Origin of the sequence: Peredibacter sp. HCB2-198 (assembly GCF_045999315.1) — a bacterium.
Taxonomy (GTDB): Bacteria; Bdellovibrionota; Bacteriovoracia; order Bacteriovoracales; family Bacteriovoracaceae; genus Peredibacter.
Window position 1 is genome coordinate 3,906,432 of record NZ_CP174607.1, and the last position, 24,839, is coordinate 3,931,270.

30 protein-coding genes are annotated in these 24,839 nt (G+C 43.0%); 19 read left to right on the forward strand and 11 right to left on the reverse strand.

Annotated features, from left to right (window positions below; genetic code table 11):
• The first annotated feature begins 1 nt into the window (after window position 1).
• Complete coding sequence (locus ACJVC5_RS19565) at window positions 2–955, forward strand: L-threonylcarbamoyladenylate synthase (RefSeq protein WP_408097236.1); 954 nt, start codon at window positions 2–4, stop codon at window positions 953–955.
• Here ACJVC5_RS19565 and ACJVC5_RS19570 read toward each other — a convergent pair.
• Genes ACJVC5_RS19570 through kdsB form a run of 5 tightly spaced genes read right to left on the reverse strand, consistent with a single transcriptional unit; the run spans window position 941 to window position 5,180 of the window.
• Entirely contained in the window at window positions 941–1,510 is a 570-nt protein-coding gene (locus ACJVC5_RS19570) for a hypothetical protein (RefSeq protein WP_408097237.1), read from the reverse strand. The two genes, ACJVC5_RS19565 and ACJVC5_RS19570, sit on opposite strands and share 15 nt — an antisense overlap.
• Window positions 1,510–2,046 carry a KdsC family phosphatase gene (locus ACJVC5_RS19575; RefSeq protein ID WP_321392618.1) on the reverse strand — a complete coding sequence of 179 codons (537 nt, stop codon included), beginning with the start codon at window positions 2,044–2,046 and terminating at the stop codon, window positions 1,510–1,512. The genes ACJVC5_RS19570 and ACJVC5_RS19575 overlap by 1 nt, the downstream gene beginning before the upstream one ends.
• A complete protein-coding gene (gene kdsA / locus ACJVC5_RS19580; protein ID WP_321392620.1) occupies window positions 2,043–2,843 on the reverse strand; it encodes a 3-deoxy-8-phosphooctulonate synthase in 801 nt (266 codons plus the stop codon). Before kdsA ends, ACJVC5_RS19575 begins: the two co-directional genes overlap by 4 nt.
• Window positions 2,844–2,853: 10 nt before the next feature.
• On the reverse strand, window positions 2,854–4,449 hold the full coding sequence (locus tag ACJVC5_RS19585) for a CTP synthase (RefSeq protein ID WP_408097238.1): 1,596 nt from the start codon (window positions 4,447–4,449) through the stop codon (window positions 2,854–2,856).
• Complete coding sequence (kdsB, locus tag ACJVC5_RS19590) at window positions 4,446–5,180, reverse strand: 3-deoxy-manno-octulosonate cytidylyltransferase (protein ID WP_408097239.1); 735 nt, start codon at window positions 5,178–5,180, stop codon at window positions 4,446–4,448. Before kdsB ends, ACJVC5_RS19585 begins: the two co-directional genes overlap by 4 nt.
• Window positions 5,181–5,301: 121 nt before the next feature.
• Between kdsB and ACJVC5_RS19595 the strand changes: the two genes are divergently transcribed.
• From ACJVC5_RS19595 to purB, 4 genes are all read left to right on the forward strand, one after another.
• Window positions 5,302–5,646: a hypothetical protein gene (locus ACJVC5_RS19595; protein ID WP_321392628.1), complete on the forward strand. Its 345-nt coding sequence runs from the start codon at window positions 5,302–5,304 to the stop codon at window positions 5,644–5,646.
• A gap of 76 nt (window positions 5,647–5,722) precedes the next feature.
• Window positions 5,723–7,225 carry a TolC family protein gene (locus ACJVC5_RS19600; RefSeq protein WP_408097240.1) on the forward strand — a complete coding sequence of 501 codons (1,503 nt, stop codon included), beginning with the start codon at window positions 5,723–5,725 and terminating at the stop codon, window positions 7,223–7,225.
• Between the two features lie 3 nt (window positions 7,226–7,228).
• Window positions 7,229–7,990: a hypothetical protein gene (locus tag ACJVC5_RS19605; RefSeq protein WP_408097241.1), complete on the forward strand. Its 762-nt coding sequence runs from the start codon at window positions 7,229–7,231 to the stop codon at window positions 7,988–7,990.
• Between the two features lie 3 nt (window positions 7,991–7,993).
• Window positions 7,994–9,277, forward strand: coding sequence for an adenylosuccinate lyase (gene purB / locus ACJVC5_RS19610; protein ID WP_408097242.1), 1,284 nt, complete (start codon window positions 7,994–7,996; stop codon window positions 9,275–9,277).
• Here purB and ACJVC5_RS19615 read toward each other — a convergent pair.
• Window positions 9,270–9,860 (reverse strand): SPOR domain-containing protein, encoded by a 591-nt coding sequence (locus ACJVC5_RS19615; RefSeq protein ID WP_408097243.1) that lies wholly within the window; start codon window positions 9,858–9,860, stop codon window positions 9,270–9,272. The genes purB and ACJVC5_RS19615 overlap by 8 nt on opposite strands.
• Window positions 9,861–9,993: 133 nt before the next feature.
• Between ACJVC5_RS19615 and ACJVC5_RS19620 the strand changes: the two genes are divergently transcribed.
• The 4 genes from ACJVC5_RS19620 (at window position 9,994) to ACJVC5_RS19635 (ending at window position 11,777) form a co-directional block, all read left to right on the forward strand.
• Window positions 9,994–10,173 carry a Flp family type IVb pilin gene (locus ACJVC5_RS19620; protein WP_408097244.1) on the forward strand — a complete coding sequence of 60 codons (180 nt, stop codon included), beginning with the start codon at window positions 9,994–9,996 and terminating at the stop codon, window positions 10,171–10,173.
• A gap of 271 nt (window positions 10,174–10,444) precedes the next feature.
• Complete coding sequence (locus ACJVC5_RS19625) at window positions 10,445–11,029, forward strand: hypothetical protein (protein WP_408097245.1); 585 nt, start codon at window positions 10,445–10,447, stop codon at window positions 11,027–11,029.
• A 72-nt stretch (window positions 11,030–11,101) separates the two neighbouring features.
• Window positions 11,102–11,509, forward strand: coding sequence for a hypothetical protein (locus ACJVC5_RS19630; RefSeq protein ID WP_408097246.1), 408 nt, complete (start codon window positions 11,102–11,104; stop codon window positions 11,507–11,509).
• The gene (locus ACJVC5_RS19635) at window positions 11,493–11,777 is read left to right on the forward strand and encodes a hypothetical protein (RefSeq protein WP_408097247.1); all 285 of its coding nucleotides are present in this window, start codon (window positions 11,493–11,495) and stop codon (window positions 11,775–11,777) included. Before ACJVC5_RS19630 ends, ACJVC5_RS19635 begins: the two co-directional genes overlap by 17 nt.
• A gap of 14 nt (window positions 11,778–11,791) precedes the next feature.
• Here the strand turns inward: ACJVC5_RS19635 and ACJVC5_RS19640 are convergent, their stop codons facing one another.
• Window positions 11,792–12,010: a hypothetical protein gene (locus tag ACJVC5_RS19640; RefSeq protein WP_408097248.1), complete on the reverse strand. Its 219-nt coding sequence runs from the start codon at window positions 12,008–12,010 to the stop codon at window positions 11,792–11,794.
• 169 nt (window positions 12,011–12,179) lie between these two features.
• On the opposite strand from ACJVC5_RS19640, the gene ACJVC5_RS19645 reads away from it, so the two are divergent.
• From ACJVC5_RS19645 to ACJVC5_RS19655, 3 genes are read left to right on the forward strand one after another with little or no spacing between them, the layout of a single operon-like run.
• Entirely contained in the window at window positions 12,180–13,328 is a 1,149-nt protein-coding gene (locus tag ACJVC5_RS19645; RefSeq protein ID WP_408097249.1) for a pilus assembly protein N-terminal domain-containing protein, read from the forward strand.
• A complete protein-coding gene (locus ACJVC5_RS19650; RefSeq protein WP_408097250.1) occupies window positions 13,328–14,422 on the forward strand; it encodes a CpaF/VirB11 family protein in 1,095 nt (364 codons plus the stop codon). Before ACJVC5_RS19645 ends, ACJVC5_RS19650 begins: the two co-directional genes overlap by 1 nt.
• A gap of 19 nt (window positions 14,423–14,441) precedes the next feature.
• On the forward strand, window positions 14,442–15,389 hold the full coding sequence (locus ACJVC5_RS19655) for a hypothetical protein (RefSeq protein WP_408097251.1): 948 nt from the start codon (window positions 14,442–14,444) through the stop codon (window positions 15,387–15,389).
• Here the strand turns inward: ACJVC5_RS19655 and ACJVC5_RS19660 are convergent.
• Window positions 15,375–16,100, reverse strand: a complete 726-nt coding sequence (locus tag ACJVC5_RS19660) for a helix-turn-helix domain-containing protein (protein WP_408097252.1) — start codon at window positions 16,098–16,100, stop codon at window positions 15,375–15,377. The genes ACJVC5_RS19655 and ACJVC5_RS19660 overlap by 15 nt on opposite strands.
• An 89-nt stretch (window positions 16,101–16,189) precedes the next feature.
• Between ACJVC5_RS19660 and ACJVC5_RS19665 the strand changes: the two genes are divergently transcribed.
• Together ACJVC5_RS19665 and ACJVC5_RS19670 are read left to right on the forward strand one after the other, a co-directional pair.
• Window positions 16,190–16,921 carry a nucleotidyltransferase domain-containing protein gene (locus ACJVC5_RS19665; RefSeq protein ID WP_408097253.1) on the forward strand — a complete coding sequence of 244 codons (732 nt, stop codon included), beginning with the start codon at window positions 16,190–16,192 and terminating at the stop codon, window positions 16,919–16,921.
• Entirely contained in the window at window positions 16,921–17,757 is an 837-nt protein-coding gene (locus ACJVC5_RS19670) for an NAD-dependent epimerase/dehydratase family protein (protein WP_408099258.1), read from the forward strand. The genes ACJVC5_RS19665 and ACJVC5_RS19670 overlap by 1 nt, the downstream gene beginning before the upstream one ends.
• 38 nt (window positions 17,758–17,795) lie before the next feature.
• Here ACJVC5_RS19670 and ettA read toward each other — a convergent pair whose 3' ends face one another.
• Entirely contained in the window at window positions 17,796–19,487 is a 1,692-nt protein-coding gene (gene ettA / locus ACJVC5_RS19675; protein WP_408097254.1) for an energy-dependent translational throttle protein EttA, read from the reverse strand.
• Between the two features lie 45 nt (window positions 19,488–19,532).
• Window positions 19,533–20,402: a hypothetical protein gene (locus tag ACJVC5_RS19680; protein WP_408097255.1), complete on the reverse strand. Its 870-nt coding sequence runs from the start codon at window positions 20,400–20,402 to the stop codon at window positions 19,533–19,535.
• Between the two features lie 81 nt (window positions 20,403–20,483).
• Here ACJVC5_RS19680 and ACJVC5_RS19685 point away from each other — a divergent pair, with 81 nt between their 5' ends.
• The 5 genes from ACJVC5_RS19685 to ACJVC5_RS19705 are packed head-to-tail and all read left to right on the forward strand — an operon-like array spanning window position 20,484 to window position 24,516.
• The gene (locus ACJVC5_RS19685) at window positions 20,484–20,786 is read left to right on the forward strand and encodes a hypothetical protein (protein WP_408097256.1); all 303 of its coding nucleotides are present in this window, start codon (window positions 20,484–20,486) and stop codon (window positions 20,784–20,786) included.
• A gap of 16 nt (window positions 20,787–20,802) precedes the next feature.
• The gene (locus ACJVC5_RS19690; RefSeq protein ID WP_408097257.1) at window positions 20,803–22,014 is read left to right on the forward strand and encodes a class I SAM-dependent rRNA methyltransferase; all 1,212 of its coding nucleotides are present in this window, start codon (window positions 20,803–20,805) and stop codon (window positions 22,012–22,014) included.
• Entirely contained in the window at window positions 22,011–22,937 is a 927-nt protein-coding gene (locus tag ACJVC5_RS19695; RefSeq protein WP_408097258.1) for an ABC transporter ATP-binding protein, read from the forward strand. The genes ACJVC5_RS19690 and ACJVC5_RS19695 overlap by 4 nt, the downstream gene beginning before the upstream one ends.
• Complete coding sequence (locus ACJVC5_RS19700; protein WP_408097259.1) at window positions 22,934–23,731, forward strand: ABC transporter permease; 798 nt, start codon at window positions 22,934–22,936, stop codon at window positions 23,729–23,731. The genes ACJVC5_RS19695 and ACJVC5_RS19700 overlap by 4 nt, the downstream gene beginning before the upstream one ends.
• Window positions 23,728–24,516 (forward strand): ABC transporter permease, encoded by a 789-nt coding sequence (locus ACJVC5_RS19705; RefSeq protein WP_408097260.1) that lies wholly within the window; start codon window positions 23,728–23,730, stop codon window positions 24,514–24,516. Before ACJVC5_RS19700 ends, ACJVC5_RS19705 begins: the two co-directional genes overlap by 4 nt.
• On the opposite strand, the gene ACJVC5_RS19710 is transcribed toward ACJVC5_RS19705, so the two are convergent.
• On the reverse strand, window positions 24,513–24,815 hold the full coding sequence (locus tag ACJVC5_RS19710; RefSeq protein WP_408097261.1) for an Mpo1-like protein: 303 nt from the start codon (window positions 24,813–24,815) through the stop codon (window positions 24,513–24,515). The two genes, ACJVC5_RS19705 and ACJVC5_RS19710, sit on opposite strands and share 4 nt — an antisense overlap.
• Window positions 24,816–24,839 lie beyond the last annotated feature (24 nt).

Here is a 24,839-nt window from a genome sequence, read left to right on the forward strand (position 1 = left end):
TTTGAATATCGTTGATCTAGATAAAGCGCGCGACCTTCTCCTTTCCGGAGAAGTGGTCGCCATTCCTACTGAGACTGTTTACGGACTCGGTGGTTGGATTAATTCTGATGAGGGGCTTCGTAAGATCTTCTCAACAAAAGAGCGTCCGTTCTTTGATCCTCTGATTGTTCATATCGACGGCATTGAAAGTGCCAAGAAGCTAAGCAGCGATTGGACCCAGATCCACGATGTTTTAGCAAAGGCCTGCTGGCCCGGACCTCTTACCCTCATTGCTAAAAAAAACGATTCGGTGAGCCCTCTTATTACTTCAGGTCTTGATTCCGTAGGACTGCGCTGTCCACGTCATGAGAAGACATTAGAGCTTCTTAAATCAATTCCGGGCGGTGTGGCCGCACCAAGTGCTAACAAGTTCGGTAAGACCTCACCTACGCAAAGCCAGCACGTTTACCAAGAGTTTGGTGACGCTGTTGCGATTATCGAAGGTGGCGCCTCTGACATTGGCATCGAATCAACTGTTGCCGGTGTGGTGAATGGTCGCGTGGAAATCTTTCGTCCTGGTTTCTATACCGCTCAAAAATTAAAAGAGATTCTGAAAGAGGCCGGCCTAAACGTTGAGGTGGTCTATGCAGAAAGCCCAGTGGCCCCTGGACAACTTAAGCACCACTACATGCCGAAGATCCCACTTGTTATTACGGGACCTGAATTTAGTTGGGCCAAAAACCAAACTGAAATCGAAAAAGAACTTCACAAGACCTTTAAGAAACCGGCCATCTGGCTTCTACCAGAGAACCCAAGTATCGCAAGTCGTGAATTGTATCAGAAGATGAGAGAGTTTGATGAGCAAGGCTTTGACATCATCCTTACTCCATTCTTACCAAACCACTCCGGAGAGGAATGGCTTGGTATCTGGAATCGCCTCGAGAAGGCGAAGACGCTTTCTTTAGCGAGGAAGTAATCCGAATTTTTTCAATAAGAACACAACCAGAGTGAAAGTCAGCACCACGATGAGAAACTTCTTGGCATTCATCAGAAGCCTTGAATAATCATCACGGGCCAGGTCACCAGGAATATTGTGCTGATCCAGAATCGCGATCACGCGTTCAATATTATTGTCAGCAATCACAAACACGTCCCCTTTCTGGGTGTGAATCGTGATGACATGATTTGGCTGAAGAAGCTTATAGCTTTTTACATCTGTATAAAGCACTTCCTTGTTCATGAAAGGAAGCCCGCGGTTGTACACGAAACCTTTTTCGCAAAAACGCACACCACGAATAAAGGCATAGTAAATGGCCGGAACTATCACAATCAAGAAGAACGTGATGAACTCATTCGGGTAACGGTAGTGATAATTTAAAACATCCAGGATTTTAAAACGGCCAATCGCCTGAAACTTTTCATAAGTATAAGTATCAAGGATGAAGTCGTTTGTGAAAAACACCACGACCGCCAGGATCACCAACTTAAAAACATTCAGCATTGATGTTTTATAAAGCTTCTTCCCTAGCATTAGAAATCTCCAATGTTCGGATGAATATTTTGAGCGTAACGAACAAGATCGATCACTTCACGAGCGCAGCCTTTGCCACTCTCTTTAATTGTTACGTAATCCACCTGCTCCTTGACCTCATCGCTGCAGTTAGGAACAGTCGCTGAGAAACCAGACTTTCTAAGAAGTGGGATATCAAACAATTCATCACCCATATAAAGCACTTCTTCCGGAGTGACGTTATACTTCTTCATCATGTCCATATAAGCTTCGCGCTTATCTTCGTTTCCGGCGTAGCAGAAATCGAGACCTAATTGTTCAGTACGCTTAGTCACCGAAATACTATTCCCACCAGTGATTACGCCGACTTTAATTCCGGCCTTCATCAGAAGCTTCATGCCGTAACCATCGTAGATGCAAAATGTGCGGTTAAATCCCACTTCCTCAGAGGCCCACCACACATGAGAATCCGTGAGGATGCCATCAAGATCAAAGCATACAACTTTAATCTTCTTCAACTTCGCTTCAAACTTTTTGGAAGTGTCCTTTAAGCTCATTCTTCCACCGCACGACGAATTTTAAGAAGCTTCTCAACGATTCCTTTTACAGAAGCTAGAGGAAGAGCTGTCGCTGCATCTGAAAGGGCCTTATCAGGATTCGGGTGACATTCCATGAAGATACCATCTGCGCCGGCCGCAACTGCTGCTTTTGCCAGAACCTGGATCTGCTCACGTTTACCGCCAGTCGCTGTTCCAAGACCGCCCGGACGCTGAACACAGTGAGTAGCATCGTGAACGGTACGAACACCAAATGATTTCATGATCTGGAACGAGGCCATATCAACCACAAGATTATTGTAACCAAATGATGAACCACGCTCAGTCAGGATGATTTTTTCTTTTGGAAGAAAGTGAGACGCTTTATCTACGATGTTTTTTGTCTCTTCCGGAGAAAGAAACTGACCTTTCTTCACTTTAAGCTCGCGGCCATACTTAGCACAAGCTTCAGCACCGGCGAAGATCATGTCGGTTTGACGACATAGGAACGCTGGAACTTGAAGAACACTTACGTGCTTGGCCACAATTTCTGCCTGATCCGGAAGGTGGAAGTCAGTTAGGGTTGGAAGACCGTACTCTTTATTGATCATTGATAGAATACGCATCCCTTCTTCGATTCCAGGACCACGGTAAGACGTGAACGATGAACGGTTCGCCTTATCGAAGCTTCCTTTGAAGTGAAGATTAATTTCATTCTTAAATGGCTCGAGATCTTTAAGAAGTGTTTCAGCAATCTGACGGGCAAGAGCTTCGCTCTCAATTACACATGGCCCGATATAAAAATCCATCTTTTTCATAAGTTCCTCTTTATAGTTTGCCACTTGCTTTCACGAATGAAGCAAACAGCGGATGTGGGTTAAATGGTCTAGATTTAAACTCAGGGTGATACTGACACGCAATGAAATGCGGATGATCTTTGAGTTCAATCACTTCAACTAAATTAAGGGCCGGATTTCTACCTGAAACCACAAGTCCTTTATCAGTTAGTTTATTAATGTATTCGTTATTCACTTCTAAACGGTGACGGTGTCTTTCAGAAATTTTAGTCGAGCCATAGATTTTCTCACCCAAGCTTCCCGGAGTGAATTCACAGTCGTAGGCCCCAAGGCGCATACTTCCGCCCTTCGCACCATCTTTAGTCTGGCCGGCCATGTAGTGAACAACGAAGTCACCTTTATCCGTGAACTCCATCGACGTGGCATTTTTAATTCCAACCACATTACGAGCGAATTCAATGACTGAAAGTTGAAGTCCCAGACAAATTCCGAAGAACGGTTTCTTCTTTTCACGGGCATATTGAATGGCCTTGATCTTTCCTTCCGTTCCACGTGAACCGAATCCACCAGGAACGAGAATTCCATCCACTTTCTCAAGAAGATCAGTTTTCACGCCTTTCTCAAGGTCTTCAGCATCAATGTAAATGCGGTTAAGTTTCACTTGATTGGTGATGGCCGCGTGTCTTAGGGCCTCATCAAGTGATTTGTAAGATTCGATGAGCTCAGTGTATTTACCGACAATTCCGATATTCACTTCTTTCAGTGGGTTCTCAGAGTTGTAAATCACTTTATTGATCTCATCCATCTTGGGCTCTGCTGTCCACATGCCTAGAAGTTCTGTGATACGGCGATCAAGACCTTGTTCCTGGAACGACTTTGGAGCTTTGTAGATCAGGTCCATGTCAATCGACTTGAAAACGTTCTGCTTAGGAACGTTACAGAAAAGAGAAATTTTCTCAATGATAGAGTTATCAATGTCTCTGTCCGCGCGACACATAATAATCTGTGGGAACAGACCAATTGAGCGCATCTCTTTTACTGAGTGCTGGGCCGGTTTTGATTTTAACTCTCCAGCTGCTTCAATATAAGGAATAAGAACCAAGTGAACGAAAAGTACGTTCTCAGTTCCCACATCCAAAGCAAACTGACGAATGGATTCCATGAACGGAAGTGACTCAATGTCACCCACTGTACCACCGATCTCACCGATCAGAAGGTCACAGTCCTCTGCCGCCACATGAATACGACGTTTAATTTCATCCGTAATGTGCGGAACAACCTGAACCGTCTTTCCAAGATACTTACCTTCACGCTCGTTTTCAATTACCTGAAGGTAGACCTTACCAGTTGTGAAGTTATTGTTCTTCGTCAGAGTCAGACTTGTGAAACGCTCATAGTGACCTAGATCCAGATCCGTTTCAGCACCATCGTCAGTCACGAACACTTCCCCGTGCTGAGTTGGACTCATGGTCCCTGGATCAACGTTAATATAAGGATCCATCTTAAGCATGTTGATTTTGATTCCACGACGCTCAAGAAGACAGCCAATACTTGCGGCCGCGAGCCCCTTTCCTAGAGAACTCGTTACACCACCAGTAATGAAAATATATTTTTTAGAATGCTTCACGACAGAACTCCTTCTACTTTTTTGACATCTTCAGGGACATCCACTCCGATTAATTTCTGAGTGGTCAAAACCGCTCCAATGCGCATGCCATTTTCAAGACCACGAAGTTGTTCCAACTTCTCAAGGTCTTCTAGTCGTGACATTGGCAACTTCACAAAACTTGTGAGCGCTTTTGGACGGTAACTATAAACACCAATATGTTGGTACCAAGGATATTCTCTTCCACCATCACGGTCATAAGGCAGTGACTGACGAGAGAAATAAAAACACTGATTAGAAATGGAACTCCAAACGGCCTTCACCACATTTGGATTTTTGAAGTCCTCATCCTTTACACTTCTCTCTCTAATCAGAGTCGTGATCTCGTAATCAGACTTCATATGGAACTCAGCGAGTTCTTTTAGCACATCACCTTTTAGTAGTGGTTCATCACCCTGAACATTAATGACCAGATCAGGATTTTTTTCTTTTAAGTATCTCTCATATGCGAGAGCGATTCGCTCTGAACCTGATGGAACATCGTCATCAATACGCAGAACTTTTCCACCAAACTCTTTCACATGCTTTTCAATGCCATCGTGATCAGTCACCACTGCAGTTTCAAAACCCGAGGCAAAGCAGTTCTCGTACACTCTTTGAATCATGGATTTACCAGCGATGAGTGCCAGTGGCTTTCCCGGAAAACGTGAAGAAGCAAAACGTGCTGGAATGAGGATCACAACGGATGCCATAGGGACTTACCTGCCTAAAAAAATATGACCCCTCATCTTACTCAAAGCTCTACACATAGACAACAAGATGAGAGTGAAATTCGACTTTGCCATAATTCGGTCGCATGTTATTCTTATTACTATGAAACCGATTTTAACCGTCATTGTTTTGGCACTTTCAATGCCCCTTTTCGCTCAAGAAGAGGCCCTGCTGCAAGATGCCATCACTAAGCCCGTGTTAAGTCTGAGATGCAAAGAACTTTTCAAAGAACGTGCCCACAAAATTAAAATGCAACAGCGTCTGAATGCTCTTCTCCAGAGGAATCAAGACCTGATTAAAAAGAGTCCTAAGGCCAAAGAAACTTTGCACGCTCGATTGAAATCATCCGAAGTTAAAGTAAAAAACGAGCTCTACCTCACCAATCTTCAGATTGAGACTATGGAAGAAAACATTGTCCGCTCTGGCTGCCCGGGTCTCTCTTTATAATATCTGATTTTACTTCTCAGTTTTCTTGATGTTACACTTATTCCGCACACACACATTATTCGCGGGAGAATGAGCTTTGAAAAAAGCCCTGTTCATCTTCCTTTTACTGGGAAGCTTGAATCTTCTGGCGCAGGACGAGGACCTGAATGCGCTGGAAACTTCGATTCAAGAAGACGTTACGACATCCACTACTGTTGACGAAGGTTCCACCGGTTCAAGAAATCGCTGGGCCAGCAAACGCTCTAATTATGACGTAAAAGATCGTGAAGGCCGTGTCCTTGATCTACGTTCCGTCTTAGAAGAAGGCTTTCGTCGAAACCCGTTCCAACAAATTCGTAACCAACAAAAAGAGCAGATCGAATTATTAAAAACCGATCTATATCAAAAGTTCTGGTTACCGACTGTTTCGTTGGAACTTCAGTCTTCGAATCACAAGATTGATCGCTTTCGTGAATCTTCACAAAGCACTCCCGGTATGGGCGCTCAGCAGGCACCAAACGGAAGTCTAGGTCTGGTGATTGATGAGTACACCCTCTTTAACTGGGGCCGTGACTATCTCCAATACCAAAACGACAAGCAGACTCTTAATCGTTCGAATCAGCAACTTCTTGAGGCCCGTCGACGACTCAAGTTCTCGCTTATCTCTCAGTACTTCAACATGATCCGAGTAAAAGCGATTAAAAGCATTTATCAGGAACAGCTTCGTCAGACTTCGTTCATTCACCGTCTGGCCCGTGAAAAACTGCAGTTAAGAAAAATCCGTGCTCAAGAGTACTATCAGACTCGCTCTGAATATCTTCGTGCTCAAACTGAGTACCAGCAAATTCTTTATGATGTAGGTCTTCAGGAAGAGGAACTCGCGAACCTTCTAGGTGACGAGTACCGTGGTTCATATCGCTCAGTGGAACAATTGAAATACGTTTCAATTAACACTTCAATGGATGAGGCCCTAAAGTTTGCTCAAGAGCAGAGTGTGGAATATCGAAACGCAAAACTTGCTTACGATAACGCCAGCCGTACTTACGAGAAGACCCTTAAAGACAACCTTCCTCTGCCGAAGTTTTCTTTTAATCTTGGAACTTATCGCACAGGTTTTGATCCAGAAGGAACTTCTTGGAACTATCAGACCACTCCAGGCAACCGAAACATTGAACTGGTTGCGGCGATTGATATGAAATGGACCCTACTCGGTGAAGGCGGTTTCTTCAACTCTCGCGACAATCAACAGTCATTCTTAAATAAGCGCATCTCTGAAATTAACTTCTTCAACACTCGTCGTGCTCTGGAAGTTAAGATCAAAACGATTTACAGAACCGTTCGCTACCTTGAGCAAAAAGTTGAGATCGCACAGGATCAGCACAAAAACGCTCAAAAGAACTATGACTCTGTCTTAGACAACTATATCGGTGGTCGCGCGACTTATTCTGATATCAAGCTTGCCATTGATAACCTGGTGAACTCTTTCACGAACTCTGAGAACGTGAAGTACAATCACCTTCAAAAGAAATTAGAACTGGCCGATTTTATGGGTCTTGAGGATTTCCCAGGGGAAAACTTCGAGTCACTGGCACAGAGGTAACATATGAAATACTTACTTTTACTTCTTATTCCAGCTCACGTTTTTGCGGCCGGCTTCTTTGATCTTTCGGAAGAAGAGCTTAATCCTAGCTCAGAAGATATTCTGATCAAGAAGCCAGAAAAATATCAGCGCGATGAATCTATGATCTATAACTTCAATTCAAACTTGGGGATCAGAGATCAGCGTCGTTATACAGGTGAAGACAGAAACCGCTTCTCTCTCGCGGGCCACATTTCCGGTGACTATGAGCACTTCAATAATCTTCTTGGTGCAGAGGTCGCTTACATGAGAAGAACAACACGCTATAACCAAATCTGGTATGGCGCTCAGTTCTTTGCTCATAATACTTACTTTGACGCCATTACTCAGAACCATAGCTTGGGAACGAATCCTAATTCAGAGGGCGCAAACCCTCGCCCTGGAGACTCTAAGGCCAAGGTCATGGCCGGTGGTCTTGGTGTAGGTTATCGCTTCAAACTTCTTTTGGAATTTCTTCCAACTGAAGATTGGTTTGAAAACATTGATGTCTTTGTTAACTACGTTCAAATGAATGATTCATTCATTGATCGCAAGTATGCCGGTTATGGTTTGACCACTAACTACGGCCTACATAAACGTTCTGGTACCTCTTTCTTTTATGGAGGAAAATTGTCCTATAACATCGCTTCAGTGACTCGCGAAGCAATCGGTAATGAGAGTAAGAGTGACCGCTCTTTCGCTCTAGGTTGGTTGTCACTTGGGCTTGAATTGGGCTTTTTCTATTAAACTATGATTCCTCGTTACGAAGTTTCAGAAATTAGTTCGATTTGGACCGAAGACAAAAAGTTCTCCTACTTCATGCAAGTAGAGATGGCCCTGCTGAATGCATTGGAAGACACCAAGATGATTCCAAAAGTGAGCGATAAATTTCAGAAGGCCGGAATTAATCTTCCTCGCATTCATGAAATTGAGGCCACTGTTCATCACGATGTGATTGCTTTTTGTAGTTCCATAACTGAACAAGTTGAAGCTTCTGCCGGGAAATTCTTCCATTATGGTTGTACCTCATCGGACGTGATCGACACTGCTCTTTCTCTTCAGATCCGTGACTCTCTTGAAATTGAAATCAAGTCCCTCCGTGAGCTGCAAGATGCCCTTTGGCAAAAAGCTCTCGGCGCGAAACACCTTTATACTTTAGGTCGCTCTCACGGGATGTTTGCCGAGCCTATGAGCTTCGGTTTTAAGTTCCTCTCTTACGTGAGTGAGTTTTCTCGTCGTTTAGAGGACCTTGAGAACTTTAAAAATACCCTCACCGGACAGATGTCGGGTGCGGTTGGTAATTACACAATCCTTACTCCGGAAGTTGAGGCGAAGGTCCTTAAAGCTCTTAATCTTAAAGTAGAACCACTTTCTACTCAGGTGATTCCTCGGGATCGCCATGCCACTCTCGCGGCACTTCAAGCAGGTGTTGCTGATGCATTAGAGCGTCTCGCGATTGAGATTCGTCATCTTCACCGCTCTGATGTGAATGAAGTCATCGAAGGCTTTAAACCGGGCCAGAAAGGTTCTTCAACTATGCCTCATAAGAAGAACCCAATTGCATCAGAAAATATTTCAGGTCTGGCACGTGTCATTCGTTCTCATGAAATCATTGCCCGCGAAAATACTCTTCTTTGGCATGAACGTGATATCTCTCACTCTTCTGCTGAAAGAATGTGGCTACCGGATAGTTTCGGTCTAACAGTCTATGCCCTGAGACGCGCGGCCAAGATGATTCGTGATCTTCATTTAAATGAAGAGAAGATCACATTCAGAGTTCAGAATGAATTTGCCACGGCCTCAAGTTACATCCTTCATAAACTTCTTCCGACTTACAATGGAACACGTGAAGAGCTTTACGCTCATATTCAAGCGGCCTCGTTTGAAGCAAAATCTCGTGATGAATTTATTAAGGGACTAGAGTCTCGAGGACTTGCGATTAAATCTCTGCCACTACATTCTGTGAAAGACATGTATGAGGCTCAGACCGAGGCGGTCTTCAAACGCATTAAAGAGACTTATAAGCTTACTTAATCTCTGTAATGATGTGATCTTGGCCAGTGAAGAGACTTTGCTCAGATTTAATATAAGTCTTTGCTTCTTCTACTGAATCGAAAAGACCCAGGCTCACTCTATACCAGTTGCCCTTCCCTTCGATTTTCACTTCATTGATGATTGGGCTGTAGCCACGAACAGTGAAGCCTTCAGCAAACTGTTTTGCTTCTTCCATCGTGTTGTATGAACCCAATTGAATCGTGAACTTGCCGGCCATGGTTGACTGAGGCGCAGCAGTCGTCGTTGGTGGATTTTGTGGAGTTGAAAATTTTTCTAACTCATCTGACAGACGATTCTTTGATTCATCCATTAACTTTTTAAGTTTTTCTTCGTCAGTAAGTTTTGCATCTTCAGAAACAACAGCTTCAGCATCTTCTTCAACAGTTGATTTAAGCTCAACCGCTTTTACATCCTCCGGTTTTACACCTGAAGCATCTAAAGCAAGCTTTTTACCCAGACGAATTCCCAGTGTGAAACTAGTAATGATTAAAACCACCACAAACGTTAAAACGATGATGATTTCTTTTTTTTCAAAAATGATGACTTTGTTATTTTCTTCCATGTCATTATTTTAGGGGCTTACCCCACTTTTCGCTACACTTTTTCAAATCCGAACAAATCCATCAACTATACCCGTCTTTGATCGTCTGATTCAGGCCCTCGATTTAAAACCTCCCTGCCAAAAAGGAGGCATTATGAAAAAGCTTATTAAGAATGAAAAAGGCCAAGGGATCATGGAATACGTCATCATCTCGAGCCTGGTAGGTATCTGCTGTCTAGTGGCCGTTCGCCAATTCGGAGATGTGGTCCAAAAACGAATCAACAATATGAAAAGCCAGATTTCTCAGGAAATCGAACTTAAAGAGACCAAGTGAACCTCCTCGCTTGGTCCTTAAGTCTTTCTCTTTTAGTTGTCCTTCTGGTTCAGGCGGTGGAGTTTCAGCGCTCTACTGTCTGCCGGCAGGAGGCCTGGCGAAAAAGCTTCGAACTCATTACCAAAGCAACCCTTACCCAATCATCCCCTTATGAAAGAGACTGGCACTTAGGTTGTCGTCTCCACGTTTTAAGAAATCAAGACACCGTCACATGGCAAAGACTTCCCAAACTAAAAAGTCACAAGTTCCACTTACCCATCAAAGGCAAGCTATGAACCAGAGAGGTGAAATCACTCTCTTTTCTTGTTTTCTTCTTTTGGGCCTTATGGCCCTGGTTCTGGTTTGTGGACTTGAACTCAAAAAATCCTTCAAGCTTCTGGAAAAAAGATCCCATCTCTTTCTTTGCGTAAAAGAAACCAAAGGTGAATTCAATGAGTTTATGACTTTTATGGGACGAACCAATTGGGGAATTAAAAACATCAATCGGGCAAGCCTCATTATGATGTTCATTCCGGGCCTTCAAGGTGCGGCCATGGACGCTCAGAAACTCAAAAAGTATTTAGTGTATGCACAAAATATACGGCTTGTTTCTTATCTGAGAACTCTCAAAGACCTTAGAGGAAAGAGCTGTCCTCTAGATCCCCGCATGTTTATAACCCCATTTAAGACCAAACGAGATGCTGAAGAAGCACTCGTTCTAAGAGAGAACGAATGGACCTATTACTTTTTACAAAAACCTTATGTTTTAAGTCTCACGACTTCAGAGAAGGGATTCGAAAAAGTGAATCCAAGAATGGAATATGTCATGGAAGAGAAAGGGGCGATGTTGTCCTCCCACTTGCTCTCACGCTTTTGACCGCGAGCTTTTTGTTCGCAGGCCTGTTTTGGCTTAATCGCCACTTTGAAATGAAAACCAAGGAGCATCTAAGTGACTTCCGAATCCGCTGGAATCAATTGGAAAAAAAGTACCAAGATTAAACTAGGCCTTGCTTTAGTTTTATCCAACGTCTTTTTCTTCCTCTTATTTGGAAATCATTCAGAAGTGAAACAAGAAGCGACTGGCACTCCGGCCGGTTGGGTTGAAATCCAACTAAACGCTGAACTCTTCACCCCATTTCATTCTGGAAAAAAAGTGCTGATCGTAAATCGGATTGGCCGCAAAAAACTCGAAGGAGTGCTACAAACTCCGGCAACAGAAGGAAGGATGACTGTCCTTGTGAAAGAAGCTGAGGCCCATGCCCTCTTCCAACATGAGACCTGGGAAGTTCTTCCTTATTTGAAAAACTTAAACTTTGCATCGGTTAAAAAAGGTGAGTCTCATGAAATTCGTTATTAGTTTTCTCTTCTGCGTGAGTGCTTATGCCTCACCCATTCAGGTCTACTTCGAAGCAGATTCTACTGAAGCAAAGATGCTTAAGGACATTCTCATAACGGATTATCAAATTCCTGAGGAACTTATCAGCATGAAAAAGATCAAAGAATGTGAGGGAATTAAAACGAACGGAAAATTAGAACTGTGCCTAAAAAACAACGGAGACCTATTAGTGGTCTCCGTTGATCGTCATTTCATTAATGAATCACTGAAAGTCTTTCAGGCCCCATAGGAGCGATGAATGAATTACTTAGCAGCGGCTTTCTTTGTAGCAGCTTTTTTAGCTGGAGCTTTCTTAGCAGCAGCGGCCTTTGGAGCAGCAGCTTTAGTAGCTTTTGGAGCGCCTTCGTGGATATCGAACTTAGGAGTTGTACCCTTGTTACGGTTAGCAGCTTTTCTTTTAGCACCCATTGCTCTGTGCTTAGCTTTACGACGGTTTTCAGTTACTGCGGTTCTTGATGCCATAGGTATCTCCCAAATAAAAACTTATAATCTATTAAATTTGAAGCTCCTCAATTTAACGATAAGCCTCCTATTTGTCAAAGTCTTACTCATATTACCATCTGCGTCACTAGCACAGGTATCCCCGAGTGACGTCATTCTGGCCAAAGGCGAGCAAAAAGAGCTCCCCTTTTTGGGCCTTAAGAACTTCTCGGTGGGTAATCCAGAGGTCATTTCTTACAAATGGATGCCCAAAACCGGGAAACTTTTGGTGAAAGGCAAGAAGGTCGGCTTCACCGATTTAGTGGTTTGGGGAAAATCCGGCAAAGAAATTGTGAGTATTTACGTTCTTTCAAAACAAAAATTCCTGAAAACCTTCCAACTAGCGGATGCTCTCAAAAACCTCAATCTCACGATTGATATCAAAGGGCCCGTCATGACAGCGGCCGGAACCCTCTCCGATTTTGCGGATTACCTCTATCTCCAGAAGATTAAAGGGCAGTTCCAGGAGCAGGTTTTCTTTAAAATCAACCTGGAACCCAAACTCAGAAACCATATCGTAGGTCAGATCTATAAAAGGCTCTATGCCAATGGCTTCTCGTCCGTGGCCTGCCAGGCGGATTGGCTGGATATTATGTGCTTTTATGAGGGTCAGAATAATGAGGCCCTCTTAAAACAACTCGCTAGTTTTTATCGCGTTTCCTTTGTTCAACAAGACTCTCGACTTAAACATCAGAACTATCGCTTGAAACTTAAACTCATTCAGCTTGAACAAATGGACGGACGAGAAATTCATATGGGTTTGGATAAACTACAGGCGACGGTAAAGGAACTTTTCGAGAACGGAATCCGAAGTCTGATTGATCGAAATATTGTGCTACTGACTCAAATGAAAATGGATCTTTCTTCACTCGCGGAACCTGAAATGGTGGTGAATCTTAATACTCCTCAAATTATTGAGATCGGTTCTCAAATTCCTTATCAAAACATCGCCACTCAAGGAGCGACAGTGATTGCTCCCATTGATTGGAGGTTCGCGGGCCTTAGAATCAAGACCAAAATCACCGAGTCCTATGGAAAACTTCTAGTAGAATACGAAACAGAATTCAGTCGCCCCGTAGAACAGGCCATTAGCGGTAGTAAGGAAGTTTCATCAGTTCTTCTTGAATTGGGAAAACCCATGAAAATTTTCCAGATTGGTTATCAAACCACCGCCAAAAGTCGCAAAGGGATTCCTTTTATTTCTGATATCCCTATTCTGAAACATCTCTTTGAATCGAAGTCGGATCAAAAGACCTACAAACACATTTACGGTTACATCGTGCTTGAGGCGGTAGAGTAATGTTAAGTTTATTTAGAGAGCAAGAAGCACCATTAGGAAGAGAATTTGCTCTCGCGAGAGCGAGAGAACTTCTTGTTTCTTCTCTCAACAAAGGCATAATTCCTCGCTGGGAAGATTTTTTTCAGGAACTTCCGACCTTAAATGAAGCAGAAGACTTAGAGGCGATTAAAATCAATTTCCTAAAACTCACCCATTGGGAGTTTTTGAAAGACATCTTACAGCACCCTAGCACAGAATTTTTCTTTCATGGCCCGAAATCTTCTCAGATTGTAAACTTCTCAGGAGAAAAAGAATCCTTTGAAGTTCCCCTTTCAAGTGAAGACTGGCAGCTTTGGCTTGAGATTATTTCTATTCATTTCAAACAGAACTGGAACGTTGAGCAACCTTTTGCGAGTTTTTATGGAGAACTGTTTGGAAGAAATTTTCGTCTTACCCTTGTCCACGCCTCGACTTCACCTAATAACATTTCAAAACTCGTTCTGCGCTCCTTGGCCCCAAGACCTCATGATTTGAACTCATTCGGTGAGACCGAAGTCCTGGAAAAACTCGTTCGAGAAAAGAAAAATATACTGATCTCAGGTTCCACGGGCTCAGGAAAAACATCGCTCCTCACCTCCCTTTTAGGCCTTGTCCCTTCCGCCGAACATTTAGTCATTTTAGAAGACACTTATGAAATTCTTTCGCCTCATCCTCACCAGACCAGATTCCTTGCGGGAAAATCCATGGAGACCAGTCTGAAAGCGTATTTGTCCTACTCATTACGTCTCAGTCCGGACCGAATCATTCTCGGTGAGATGAGGTCTCATGAGGTAACTCCTTTCCTTATGGCCATGAATACGGGCCATAAGGGCCTTATGGGAACGATTCACGCTTCAAGTGCTGTGGACGCCCTTCATCGGGTCGCCTTGCTCTTTTCTCTTTATTCAGGGGAAGTGAATCTTTCATTTGAGAAAGTCATGGAACTCATTTGTAGGAACTTGGAAACAGTGGTGTTCATGGAAAACAAGAAGGTGAAGGAGGTGATTCAGATTCTGGGATCAGAAAAAGGTGTACCGTTTTTTGAGCAGATAAATGCTCCTCTGTTTAAGTTTTAGACGGCCTGGACCCCGTTTTATGGATAGCAAAGCATGTAAGCGTTGGCATAGACCTTGCTTATCAATTGCCATGAAAAAATCATTCATTACAGTTCTCGCTTTCATGGTTTTGGGCCCTAACGCTAATGCAGGAGGTATTTGTCATGACCTTCCTCTTAATGAGTCTATCAGGGTCAATCACTCCTTCCTGGGCAGTAAAACGATCCATCAAAAATACACTTTGGTACGCTCTGAAGAAAAAACCTATGATGTTTATTTGAATCTTAAATTCAAACCGTCCAAAGGTTTTAAGAAAGAAATGGCCCTTTCTTTCGGAGGACTTGATGATCAAACAATCAATGGAATTCTGAACAAGTTCTATCCTGAAAAAATGGAGTCTTGTTTTAGAGAATATGAATCTTCTCTCGCTGATGAACTTGGACGAAAAATCAGATTACATATCTATAATGAGGCCGTTCACAAAACCATCGTAAAACCGCCGCAGGTAAGAATCTCAATTAAAGACAGTGAGTTTCGTTCACACAGCAAGGCCTATAACATGTCCTCGGATTGCCCGACACTGATTCACGAGGCACTCCACCTCTTAGGTCTCGTTGATGAGTACGTAGAAAAATGGCAGGGTTTCTCACATAAGTTCTCTTCACTCATTTTAAGGCCACTTCGCCCGGTAAATGAGAATGTTCTGCCGGCCTTTGACTGCCGTGCGATTGGCCCTGACAACTCAGCAATGGCAAATCCGAGTGCCGTCCAATACACCCGCTCCCTCTTCTCGGGTCACATCAATGCTGTCATTTATCCTAATTGTGTTAAAAAAAATGAGAAGTACTTTGGTTGCGCGAAGTTTTGGGCAAAAACCAGCCACAAAAACAATGGAGCGATCCCAAACATTTCAGACTGTACAGAGAAAGTTCCAGATTATTGTAAGGATGAATCTTGGGTAATGATTGATGAGCTAGATTCCAAATAGATCTGTGAGACCCCAAGGTCTAGTGGCCGTAAAAATCCCTGCATCGACAGTGGGTATTCCGGATATGCTTTCCAATTCACCGTCTTTTAGAAGGCCATTGATCAGTTCCATTAGCTGAACATTAAATTTTTTTATCGTTTTCTCAGAGGCCTTAAAAGTGGCAAACTCCTGCTGCTCTAACGGCCCCTTAAACTCGGCATCTAAAAAAGACTTTATCCCTTTTTCCTGAATGAGCTTTCTTAGAGGACCGTTCTCTCTTAGCTTAATCACCTGATGAACTTTAAATTTCACTTTATCCCCAGGAAGTAATTCAATGAAGTTCCACTTATCAAGTTCCAGAAGAATACGTGTCGTCTCTGTATGAGAAATCCCAAACTTCTTTTCAATCATTTTGGGTTTCATTCCTCCCAACATCAGTTCTAAATAGGCCAGCCTTTGGGGCTTTTTCGCCAGAAATGCTTCTTGTTCCAGACTTAACTCTCGCGATCCTGTTTGGCGCTCAGTCTCTAGATATTTCAAAAGATCAGTAATTTGAATGTCCAAAAAATGACAAATCTCCCCCAGGCGAGACAAAGACATATCTCCAGAAGAAAACATCCGCTTTACACTTGCTTCACTTAAGTTCAGTCCTCGCGCCAGATCCTTATAAAGGATCCCCTTGGATTTAAGAAGTTTTTTTAATGCCTCAATTAACCTGTATTCATTCTTCATGGTGCATGCCCTTTAAACCTAAGGTATCACATTTCAATACTTTTTATGAAAGTATTGAAAACTATCGCTTTTGAATAGAGGATTCGCCTATGGACAAACCAATTTTTAAAAGTGTTTTAGAGAAAAAGATTCAAAAGGCCCTAGAATCCAGGCCAGAAATTCTTGCCCTATGGTTAGGAGGTTCTGAAGCAACAGGAAAGATGGATCAATACTCCGACTCTGACATAGTCATGATTTCTCAGGATCCTCTCCTCCCTTTCAGTATTATAGAAAGTATTATTGGGCCGAAGGACATCTACCTGTCCACAGATGGCCCTTATAACCAGCGGTTCTATGTTCTACATGATTCACCTGAAACGTACTATATAGATGTGGTCGTCTTCTCGGAGATGAGTGAAGAGCATTATACCGAGTATTATAATCACGCCAGACATGGCACTCCCGTTATTCTTTTTGACAAGCTAGGAATAATGTCCAGAGCATCTGCAAAACCGAAGCTAGAAAATAGTAAAATTGATTTTCGCAATGAGCGGGCAAAATTTGAAATTATGTACCGCACCTTTCTAAAAGAGGCATTGAGAGGCAAGTTCATTGATGCTCTGTTGTTCTATCAAAAACTCATTCATATATATGCAAAGCTCCTTAGAAACATTCATGCCCCTCAAAAACAAGATTTTAGTCTCAGATACCTTTATCTTGATCTTCCTCAAGAGAAGTCCCAATTGATCGAAGGGCTTTTCAAAGTTTCCAGCATCCGTGATATGCAAAACTATTCGCTCCTCTTGCAGAACGAAGTTGAAAAGTTAACGAAAGGAGAATGATGAATATTCTTGTTATTGGTGGTACCAGGTATTTTGGTAAAAGATTGGTCAATCTACTCATACAGAGGAATTATTCAGTCACAATCGTCACCCGAGGGCTATACGAGGATGATCTTGGAGATAGAGTGAACAGACTTGTCGCTGACCGACGAAATCCACAGGATTTGAGGAAGGCCATAGGTTCCCTTTCATTTGACGCCGTCGTTGACCAGGTCTGTATGAATGGAACTGAGGCCCAGGATGCCATCAGCATTTTTCAGGGAAAGACTTCTTATTATCTAATGACATCCACTCTCTCGGTCTATGAACCAAAAGCAAATCTAGCAGAGGAAGACTTTATAGCGGAAAGTTATCTTCAAACAAATGACTCTTCCTATGCGGGAGGAAAACGTCGGGCAGAACATGTCTTTGCGACTTCCGCTCCTTTTCCAACTGCATTCGCTCGCTTCCCTATTGTTCTGGGCCCTGATGACTACACCCAGAGGTTAGAGTTGCATATTCAAAATGTAAAACGGGGCGAAGGAATTTACTTCCCCAACCTCGAGGCCAAGTTCTCGTTCATTTCCTCTGAAGACGCGGCAAGGGCCCTATTGTGGCTAGTGGAAAACAAGCATAAGGGTTCTTTTAACTTTGCCTCATCAACTCCTATGACACTAAAAGATCTCATGAAGTTGATTGAAACTAAGACGGGAAAAAGCGCCATCTTTTCACAGGACCCAAATGCAGTATCTCCATTCGGCATTGAAAAAGACTATTTTATGGATGTGAGTAAAGCTTTAAAGCTGGGATTTAAAACAAAAGACCTGAAGGATTGGCTTCCGGATCTTATTAAATAAAAAAAGGGCCCGAAGGCCCTTATTTTAGTCGCGGACGGCTAGTCACGCTTAAGTTTTTTGTAGGTCACGCGGCTTGGTACGTCCGCTTTGTCACCGATACGGCGACGAAGATCTTCGTGGTAATCTTCGAAGTTACCTTCGAACCAAGTTACCTTTGAATCACCCTCGAATGCCATGATGTGCGTACAAATTCTGTCCAGGAAGTAACGGTCGTGGGAAATAACCACCGCACAACCTGCGAAGTCTAAAAGTGCGCGCTCAAGGGCCTGAAGTGTATTTACGTCAAGATCGTTGGTCGGCTCATCCAGAAGAAGCACGTTACCTTCTTCACGAAGCATTTTTGCCAAGTGAACACGGTTCTTTTCACCACCCGAAAGTTCCTTGATGCGTTTTGATTGATCTTCACCAGAGAAGTTAAATTTCGAAACATAGGCACGAGCATTAATTTCCTTGTTACCAAGTTTAATCAGATCAACATCGCCAACGATTTCTTGGAGGATGGTCTTCTCACCGTCCATCTCACGAGACTGGTCGATGTAAGCAAGTTTAACTGTCTGGCCAACTTTGAAAGTACCAGCGTCCGGCTTCAATTGATCAGTGATCATTTTGAAAAGTGTTGTTTTACCAGCACCGTTTGGACCGATGATCCCTACGATACCACCCGGTGGAAGTTTGAATGATACGTTTTCATAAAGAAGTCTGTCGCCAAAGCCTTTGGCAATACCATCAGCTTCGATAACAACGTCACCCAGACGAGGTCCGGTAGGAATGAAGAGTTCATTTGTTTCGTTACGAGCTTCGGTCTTAGAATCAGCAAGCATCTTCTCGTAGTTTTGGATACGAGCTTTAGATTTCGCCTGACGAGCTTTTGCACCCATGCGAATCCACTCAAGCTCTTCGGCCATTTTCTTGGCCTGTTTCGATTGAGATTTTTCTTCAGCTGCAAGACGGTTAGTTTTTTGCTCAAGCCATGAAGAATAGTTCCCTTCCCAAGGAATACCGTGACCACGGTCAAGCTCAAGAATCCAACCAGCAACGTGATCAAGGAAGTAACGATCGTGGGTGATCGCAATAACTGTTCCCTTGTACGCCTGAAGGTGACGCTCAAGCCACAATACTGTTTCAGCATCAAGGTGGTTGGTAGGCTCATCCAGAAGAAGAACATCTGGTTCAGAAAGAAGAAGACGGCAAAGGGCCACACGGCGCTTTTCACCACCCGAAAGAACTCCGCAAAGTTGATCCGAAGGAGGACAACGAAGGGCCTCCATCGCTAGTTCTAAACGTGAATCAAGGTCCCAAAGATTCTGGGCATCCATTTTATCTTGAAGAGAAGCTTGTTCATCAAGAAGCTTATTCATTTCGGCATCAGTCATCTCTTCGCCGAGTTTCATGTTAACTTCTTCATAGCGCTTAACAGTCGCGACCAGGTCAGCAAGACCTTCTTCAACAACTTCTTTAACTGTTTTATTAGCATCTAGTTTTGGATCCTGCTCAAGGTAACCAAAAGTGATTCCTTTATTTGCAGTTACAGTTCCAAGATAATCTTTATCAACACCTGCAATAATTCTTAGAAGTGATGATTTACCGGAACCGTTTAGACCTAGAACACCGATCTTGGCACCAAGGTAGAATGAAAGTGAAATATCTTTTAGAACTTGTCTCTTAGGTGGATAGATTTTTCCAACCTTATGCATTCCAAAAATAATCTTTTTGTCATCAACGACGGCCATGGGACTTCCTTTTAATTTTAAGAAGCACCAAAAATAGCATATTGCCTACATTAAGGCCATGAGATCACCTAGGAGGAGAAAGATAAAGGCGAGATAAGAAGGCAGGAAAAAGATGGATAAAAGTCCTAGTTTTATCACGATGAGTCTTTTTTCAAACAATTCAAAATGCCATTTTTCTTGGAAGCGAAGCTCTTCCATCAAATATTTCACCTCTTCCTCATAACTCCCGCCTTGTTTCAGGGCCTTCTGGCAGGTTTCTTTAAGCTTTTGGACAATACTTTCAAGCGCTTTTTGTTTGATAGAAGTGAGTTCTTGAACTCCGGCCAGGGTAAAAATTTCTGTTCGTGATAAAGGGACCTTCACCAAGGAGCGCAACACGAAGAGCATCTTCCAGATTTTTCCAATGTCCCCGAAATATTTTTTTCTGAGCCATCTTAAGAGAAATGGAAGCGAAGAAAGGCCCAACGATTGCCAGGCAAAAATGCAAAAGAGATGAAGTGGAGAAACTTTAACTTCGACTAAATTCAAAGCACCAAAAATAAACATCCAAGTAAGTCCCATCATCATCGCCATCTGAAGCCAAGTTCCCATCACCGCCTCACGAATCTTTTTTTCAAACTGACGATCAACTTGAAGACCTTCTCTTAAAAAAAGAATGGAATCTTGATAGTTCCCTCCCATTTTTCGAGCGAGAGAAAATATGACCTCAACGATCTCTGTATAAAACTTGTAGGATGGGAGACGACCGAGGTTTGAAAAATCCTGGCGATTTACCCAATTAAACTTCTTGAGCCAGGCCTCTAATTCCTCTGCAGGATTTTTTCGGATAATCAACGAGTTAGGTAAAATTTTTGAAGGCCTTTCCACCCAATAAACAAGAACTGTAATAATGATGAAATAAAAGAGATAAGACATGCTTAATTTCCTTCAGTAAAATCCGCCCAACTCTCCTCGTTTTATTGACATCAAGCAAGGCGTTATCATACTTTCAATTGTATGAATTCACTTCAGAAACAAACTGCAAAATCGGTCCAAGATTCACATGAGACATTCCTTGTCACATTTGAAAAAAATCTACTGGCGATGCAGGATGCGGTTGAAGTTGAACTTTTAATGAAAAAGCTTCAGTACCTGGGGATTAACTTTGATCCCTTCCAAAGCGAGATTGAAAGCGTTTGTAGTCAGATTATGGATCAGTTGGGTCTAACCACTCATATGAAAAATCCATACCTCGCCACCAACATTCTCCTGCGCCTTCTGGACAAAACTGAAGAGAGATTGAACAACCTTAAGCAGTAAATCTGCGGAACCTTACATGAACAAAATTCCTGAATGCCTGATCCATCCGGTATCAATCAAGCTATTGCGTGCCGGCCACCCGTGGATTACTGCGGACAACTTCTCTAACCGTTTTCCTCGTCACTCGGAATTCGTGATCGCGACCGACGACAGAAAACGCCCGATGGCCCTTCTTATGCACGACCCTTATCACAAGAATGTGAAGGCCCGTGTATGGAGCACGAAATTTCCGTTTGACCGTGAGGCACAACACTTCACTGCGAGCATTCAAGGCCGTCTTGATCTGGCCTTTGAAAAACGCATTCAGCAGAAAGAACTAAAAGAGCGAGAAAATTATTATCTCGTGTTCGGTGAGGCGGACCATCTCCCAGGACTTTTTGTTCTAAGACTAAAAGACCGTGTTCTGATTCAGTTCTATACTCAATTCTGGAACCGTTATAAATCAATTATTCAAACCACCATTCAGGAAGTGTTTCCTGAAATCAAAGATGAAAACGTTTGGTTCCAACTTCGTGGAGAAACCAAAGAGCTTCAAAAGCTTCCGCAAAATTCAATTGATCAAAACAGAAGAGATGAATTTCATATCGCGGAATTTGGCATTCAATATCTAATTCGCCTTGGTTCTTCATATGATCATGGTCTTTATACTGATATGAGTTCTATTCGCCATACTCTGGCGAAACTCATTCAACCAGGAAACGCAGTTCTTAACCTTTACAGCTACACTGGTGCTTTCTCACTTTGGGCCATGAAACTAGGAGCGACTCAAGTCACTTCAGTGGATCTTTCTCCAAAGTACATTGAATGGCTTCAACAGAACCTGGCCCTAAATCCAGAGTTGAATCATACTCAGCACGATGCCATTGTTTCGAGTGTGGATGATGCTCTTACGAATCTTAAGAAAGAAGATAAGAAGTTTGATGTGATTATTTGTGATCCTCCTTCATCTTCATCTGATGGGGAAAAGAGAACATCGGCAAGCAAGGCCTATAAAGAGCTTCTGCAGAAGATGGATCCACTATTAAATCCAAAAGGTAAGCTGGTGGTGTTCCTTAATACTCACCAAGTGACTCAAGAGAAGTTTGATCGACTGATGAAAGACTATCTCGCGGAACTAAAACTTAACTACAAAATGTCGACCCGACTCCATTTAGGACAAGACTGTCCGACTCTGAAAGGCTTCCCGGAAGGAAGTTACTTAAAGGGTCTGGTGCTTGAAAAACAATGATTAAAGTCCAAGCTCTTCGTAAGACCTTCACCTCTCAGGTTAAAGAACCAGGACTCATGGGGTCCTTGAAAGGACTGGTGAAACGTGAAACGAAATCCAAGGACGCGCTTAAATCCGTTAATCTAGAAATTCAACAAGGTGAGATCATTGGTCTCATTGGTGCCAATGGTGCAGGTAAAACCACTTTGGTTAAAATTCTCGCCGGCATTGTTCATCCAACTTCAGGTGAAGCGACGGTTCTGGGGTATAAACCTTGGGAACGTGATAATGGTTACCGTAAGCAGATGGCACTCATCATGGGCCAAAAGGCCCAAGTCTGGTGGGACCTTCCGGCCCTCGATAGTTTTATTCTTCTGAAAGAAATTTATCAGATTGAAGATTCTCTTTATAAAAAGAACTTAGAGTTCTTGGCGGATACGCTGCAAATTCATGATCAGCTCAAAGTTCAAGTGAGACGCTTGTCTCTCGGGGAACGAATGAAAGTGGAACTCATGGCCGCTCTTCTACATAACCCAAAAGTGATTTTCTTAGACGAGCCGACCATTGGCCTGGATATCTCTGCCCAGAAAGCTGTTCGTGAATTCATGAAGAACTATCAGCAGGAATTTAAACCCATCACCATCCTGACGTCTCACTATATGGAAGACATCAAGGAACTGTGTCCACGAATCGTCATCATTAAAGAAGGCGAGTTCGTGTATGATGGTGCTCTTTCAAAAGTTCAGCGCTTAATGGGTGATGAGAAAGTTCTAAGTGTCACAACTCCGGACAAAAACTTTAAAGTCTCTGTACCGAGAACTGATCTTTCTGTGAAAACCGCCGAAATTTTTAAATCCAATGAAGTGCTGGATCTTAACATCCACGATCCTTCCATCGAAGACATCATCGAATCCATCATGAAGCATGGGATGAAGGCCACATGAACTGGTGGCGCCATGTAATGGCGATGGAGCTTCGAAAGATCCTCGCCTACCGTTCAGATTTCTGGATTACCTTTATTGGCCAGACCTTGATTCAGGTCCTGATTGCCCGCGCCCTTTGGCAAAGTATCTTTGAGGCCAACGGTGCCTCCGAGATGAATGGCTTCACTCTCCCCATGATGACCCTGTACTTTCTGATTGTTCCCATTGGTTCAAAAATGCTTATGGGTGAGAACATCGGATTTATCTCTCGCGAAATTTACGAGGGAACTTTTAATCGTTATCTCATTTATCCGCTTTCGTTCTTCCAATATAAGACCCTTACCTATCTCACTTACAGTGCTTTTTATGGCCTGCAGTTGATTCTGATTTATTCATTATTCAATCTCACCCAATCAGGCATGACTGGCGACATGCTCTTAAACCTTGTCACAGGTGTGGGTGTCTTCATGATTGCCTCTTTTGCTTACTGTATGATGTCGATGGTGGTCGAACTTCTCTCACTCTGGGCAGATAACATCTGGTCCCTCATGGTGATGGCAAGATTTGGCTCATCATTTTTAGGCGGAGGATTTATTCCGATTAATTTCTTCCCGGATTGGATGGTTGATGTTCTTAAATTTTTACCCTTTCAATACTTCATTAGCTTCCCAGTCAGAACTGTGATGGGTCTAGTGACGAGAGAAGAAATGTATGAAGGACTCTTTTTCCTAGTCGCTTGGGCCTTCATTTTCATGATGACGGCCAATCTCATCTGGATGAAAGGTCAGAAAAAATATAATGGGGTCGGTATATGAAAAGATATCTTCATCTCTATTTATATTTTCTTCAATTTTCATTCTCTAAGGCCATGGAGTTTCGGATTGATTTCACTTTCCGAATTCTGATGGACATTATTTACTACGCCGTAAATATTCTTCTTTTTAAAACTCTATTTCTCCACACAAGCATGATTGCTGGTTGGACCGGAGAGCAGATGATGGTCTTCGTGGGCTGCTATCTTTTAGTTGATGCCATTAACATGACGGTCTTTTCGACCAATATGTGGTGGCTTCCGGCCTACATTAATAAAGGAGAATTGGATTACTATCTCATTCGTCCGGTGAATCCTCTCTTCTTTCTTTCGCTCCGAGAATTTTCGGCGAACTCTTTTGTGAATCTCATCACGGCCGTGGCGTTCTTTATCTACTCACTCTCAAATTACACCGGCGCCTATGATTGGATGCAACTTCTGGGACTACTGGTGCTTCTCGTGAATGGAGCTTTGGTTTATTACACTCTTCACATGATGATGATCATTCCAGTTTTCTGGACCCATAGTTCACGTGGCTTCATTGATCTGTTCTATTCATTGGGACTTGCGATGGAGCGTCCGGATAAAATTTTTAAAGGTTGGTTGCGTGTCGTCTTTACGATGATTGTTCCACTCACGGTGCTTGCTTCATTTCCAGCGCGAGCGTTCTTGGAAGGATTTACTTTTGATGTTCTTCTTCACATCACACTGGTAACAGTGGGCGCGTGGAGTCTCATGCTCTTCTTATGGAAGCAAGGTCTTAAAAATTATTCGAGTGCTAGTTCTTAGAAGGCAGTTACACGTCCAGTAAGGATGTCCCAGAACATTCTGAAATCTCCCAATAGGCTGTACCAAGGATGCTTGAAAGTTGCCGGACGGTTTTTTTCAAACCCAAAATGGCCAATCCACGCGAAACCGTAACCCACTACAGGCAGCAGGACCAACGTCATGAGATTGCCGGTGAAAAAGAAGAGAAGCAAAAGAGAGATGACCCCACATGTCCCGACAAAATGCAGTTGGCGACAATGCAAATTCGCGTGTTCACGTAGGTAATATGGGTAAAAATCGCTAAAAGTTTTAAAATCCATTGTCTCTCCCTATTTCAATCTTAA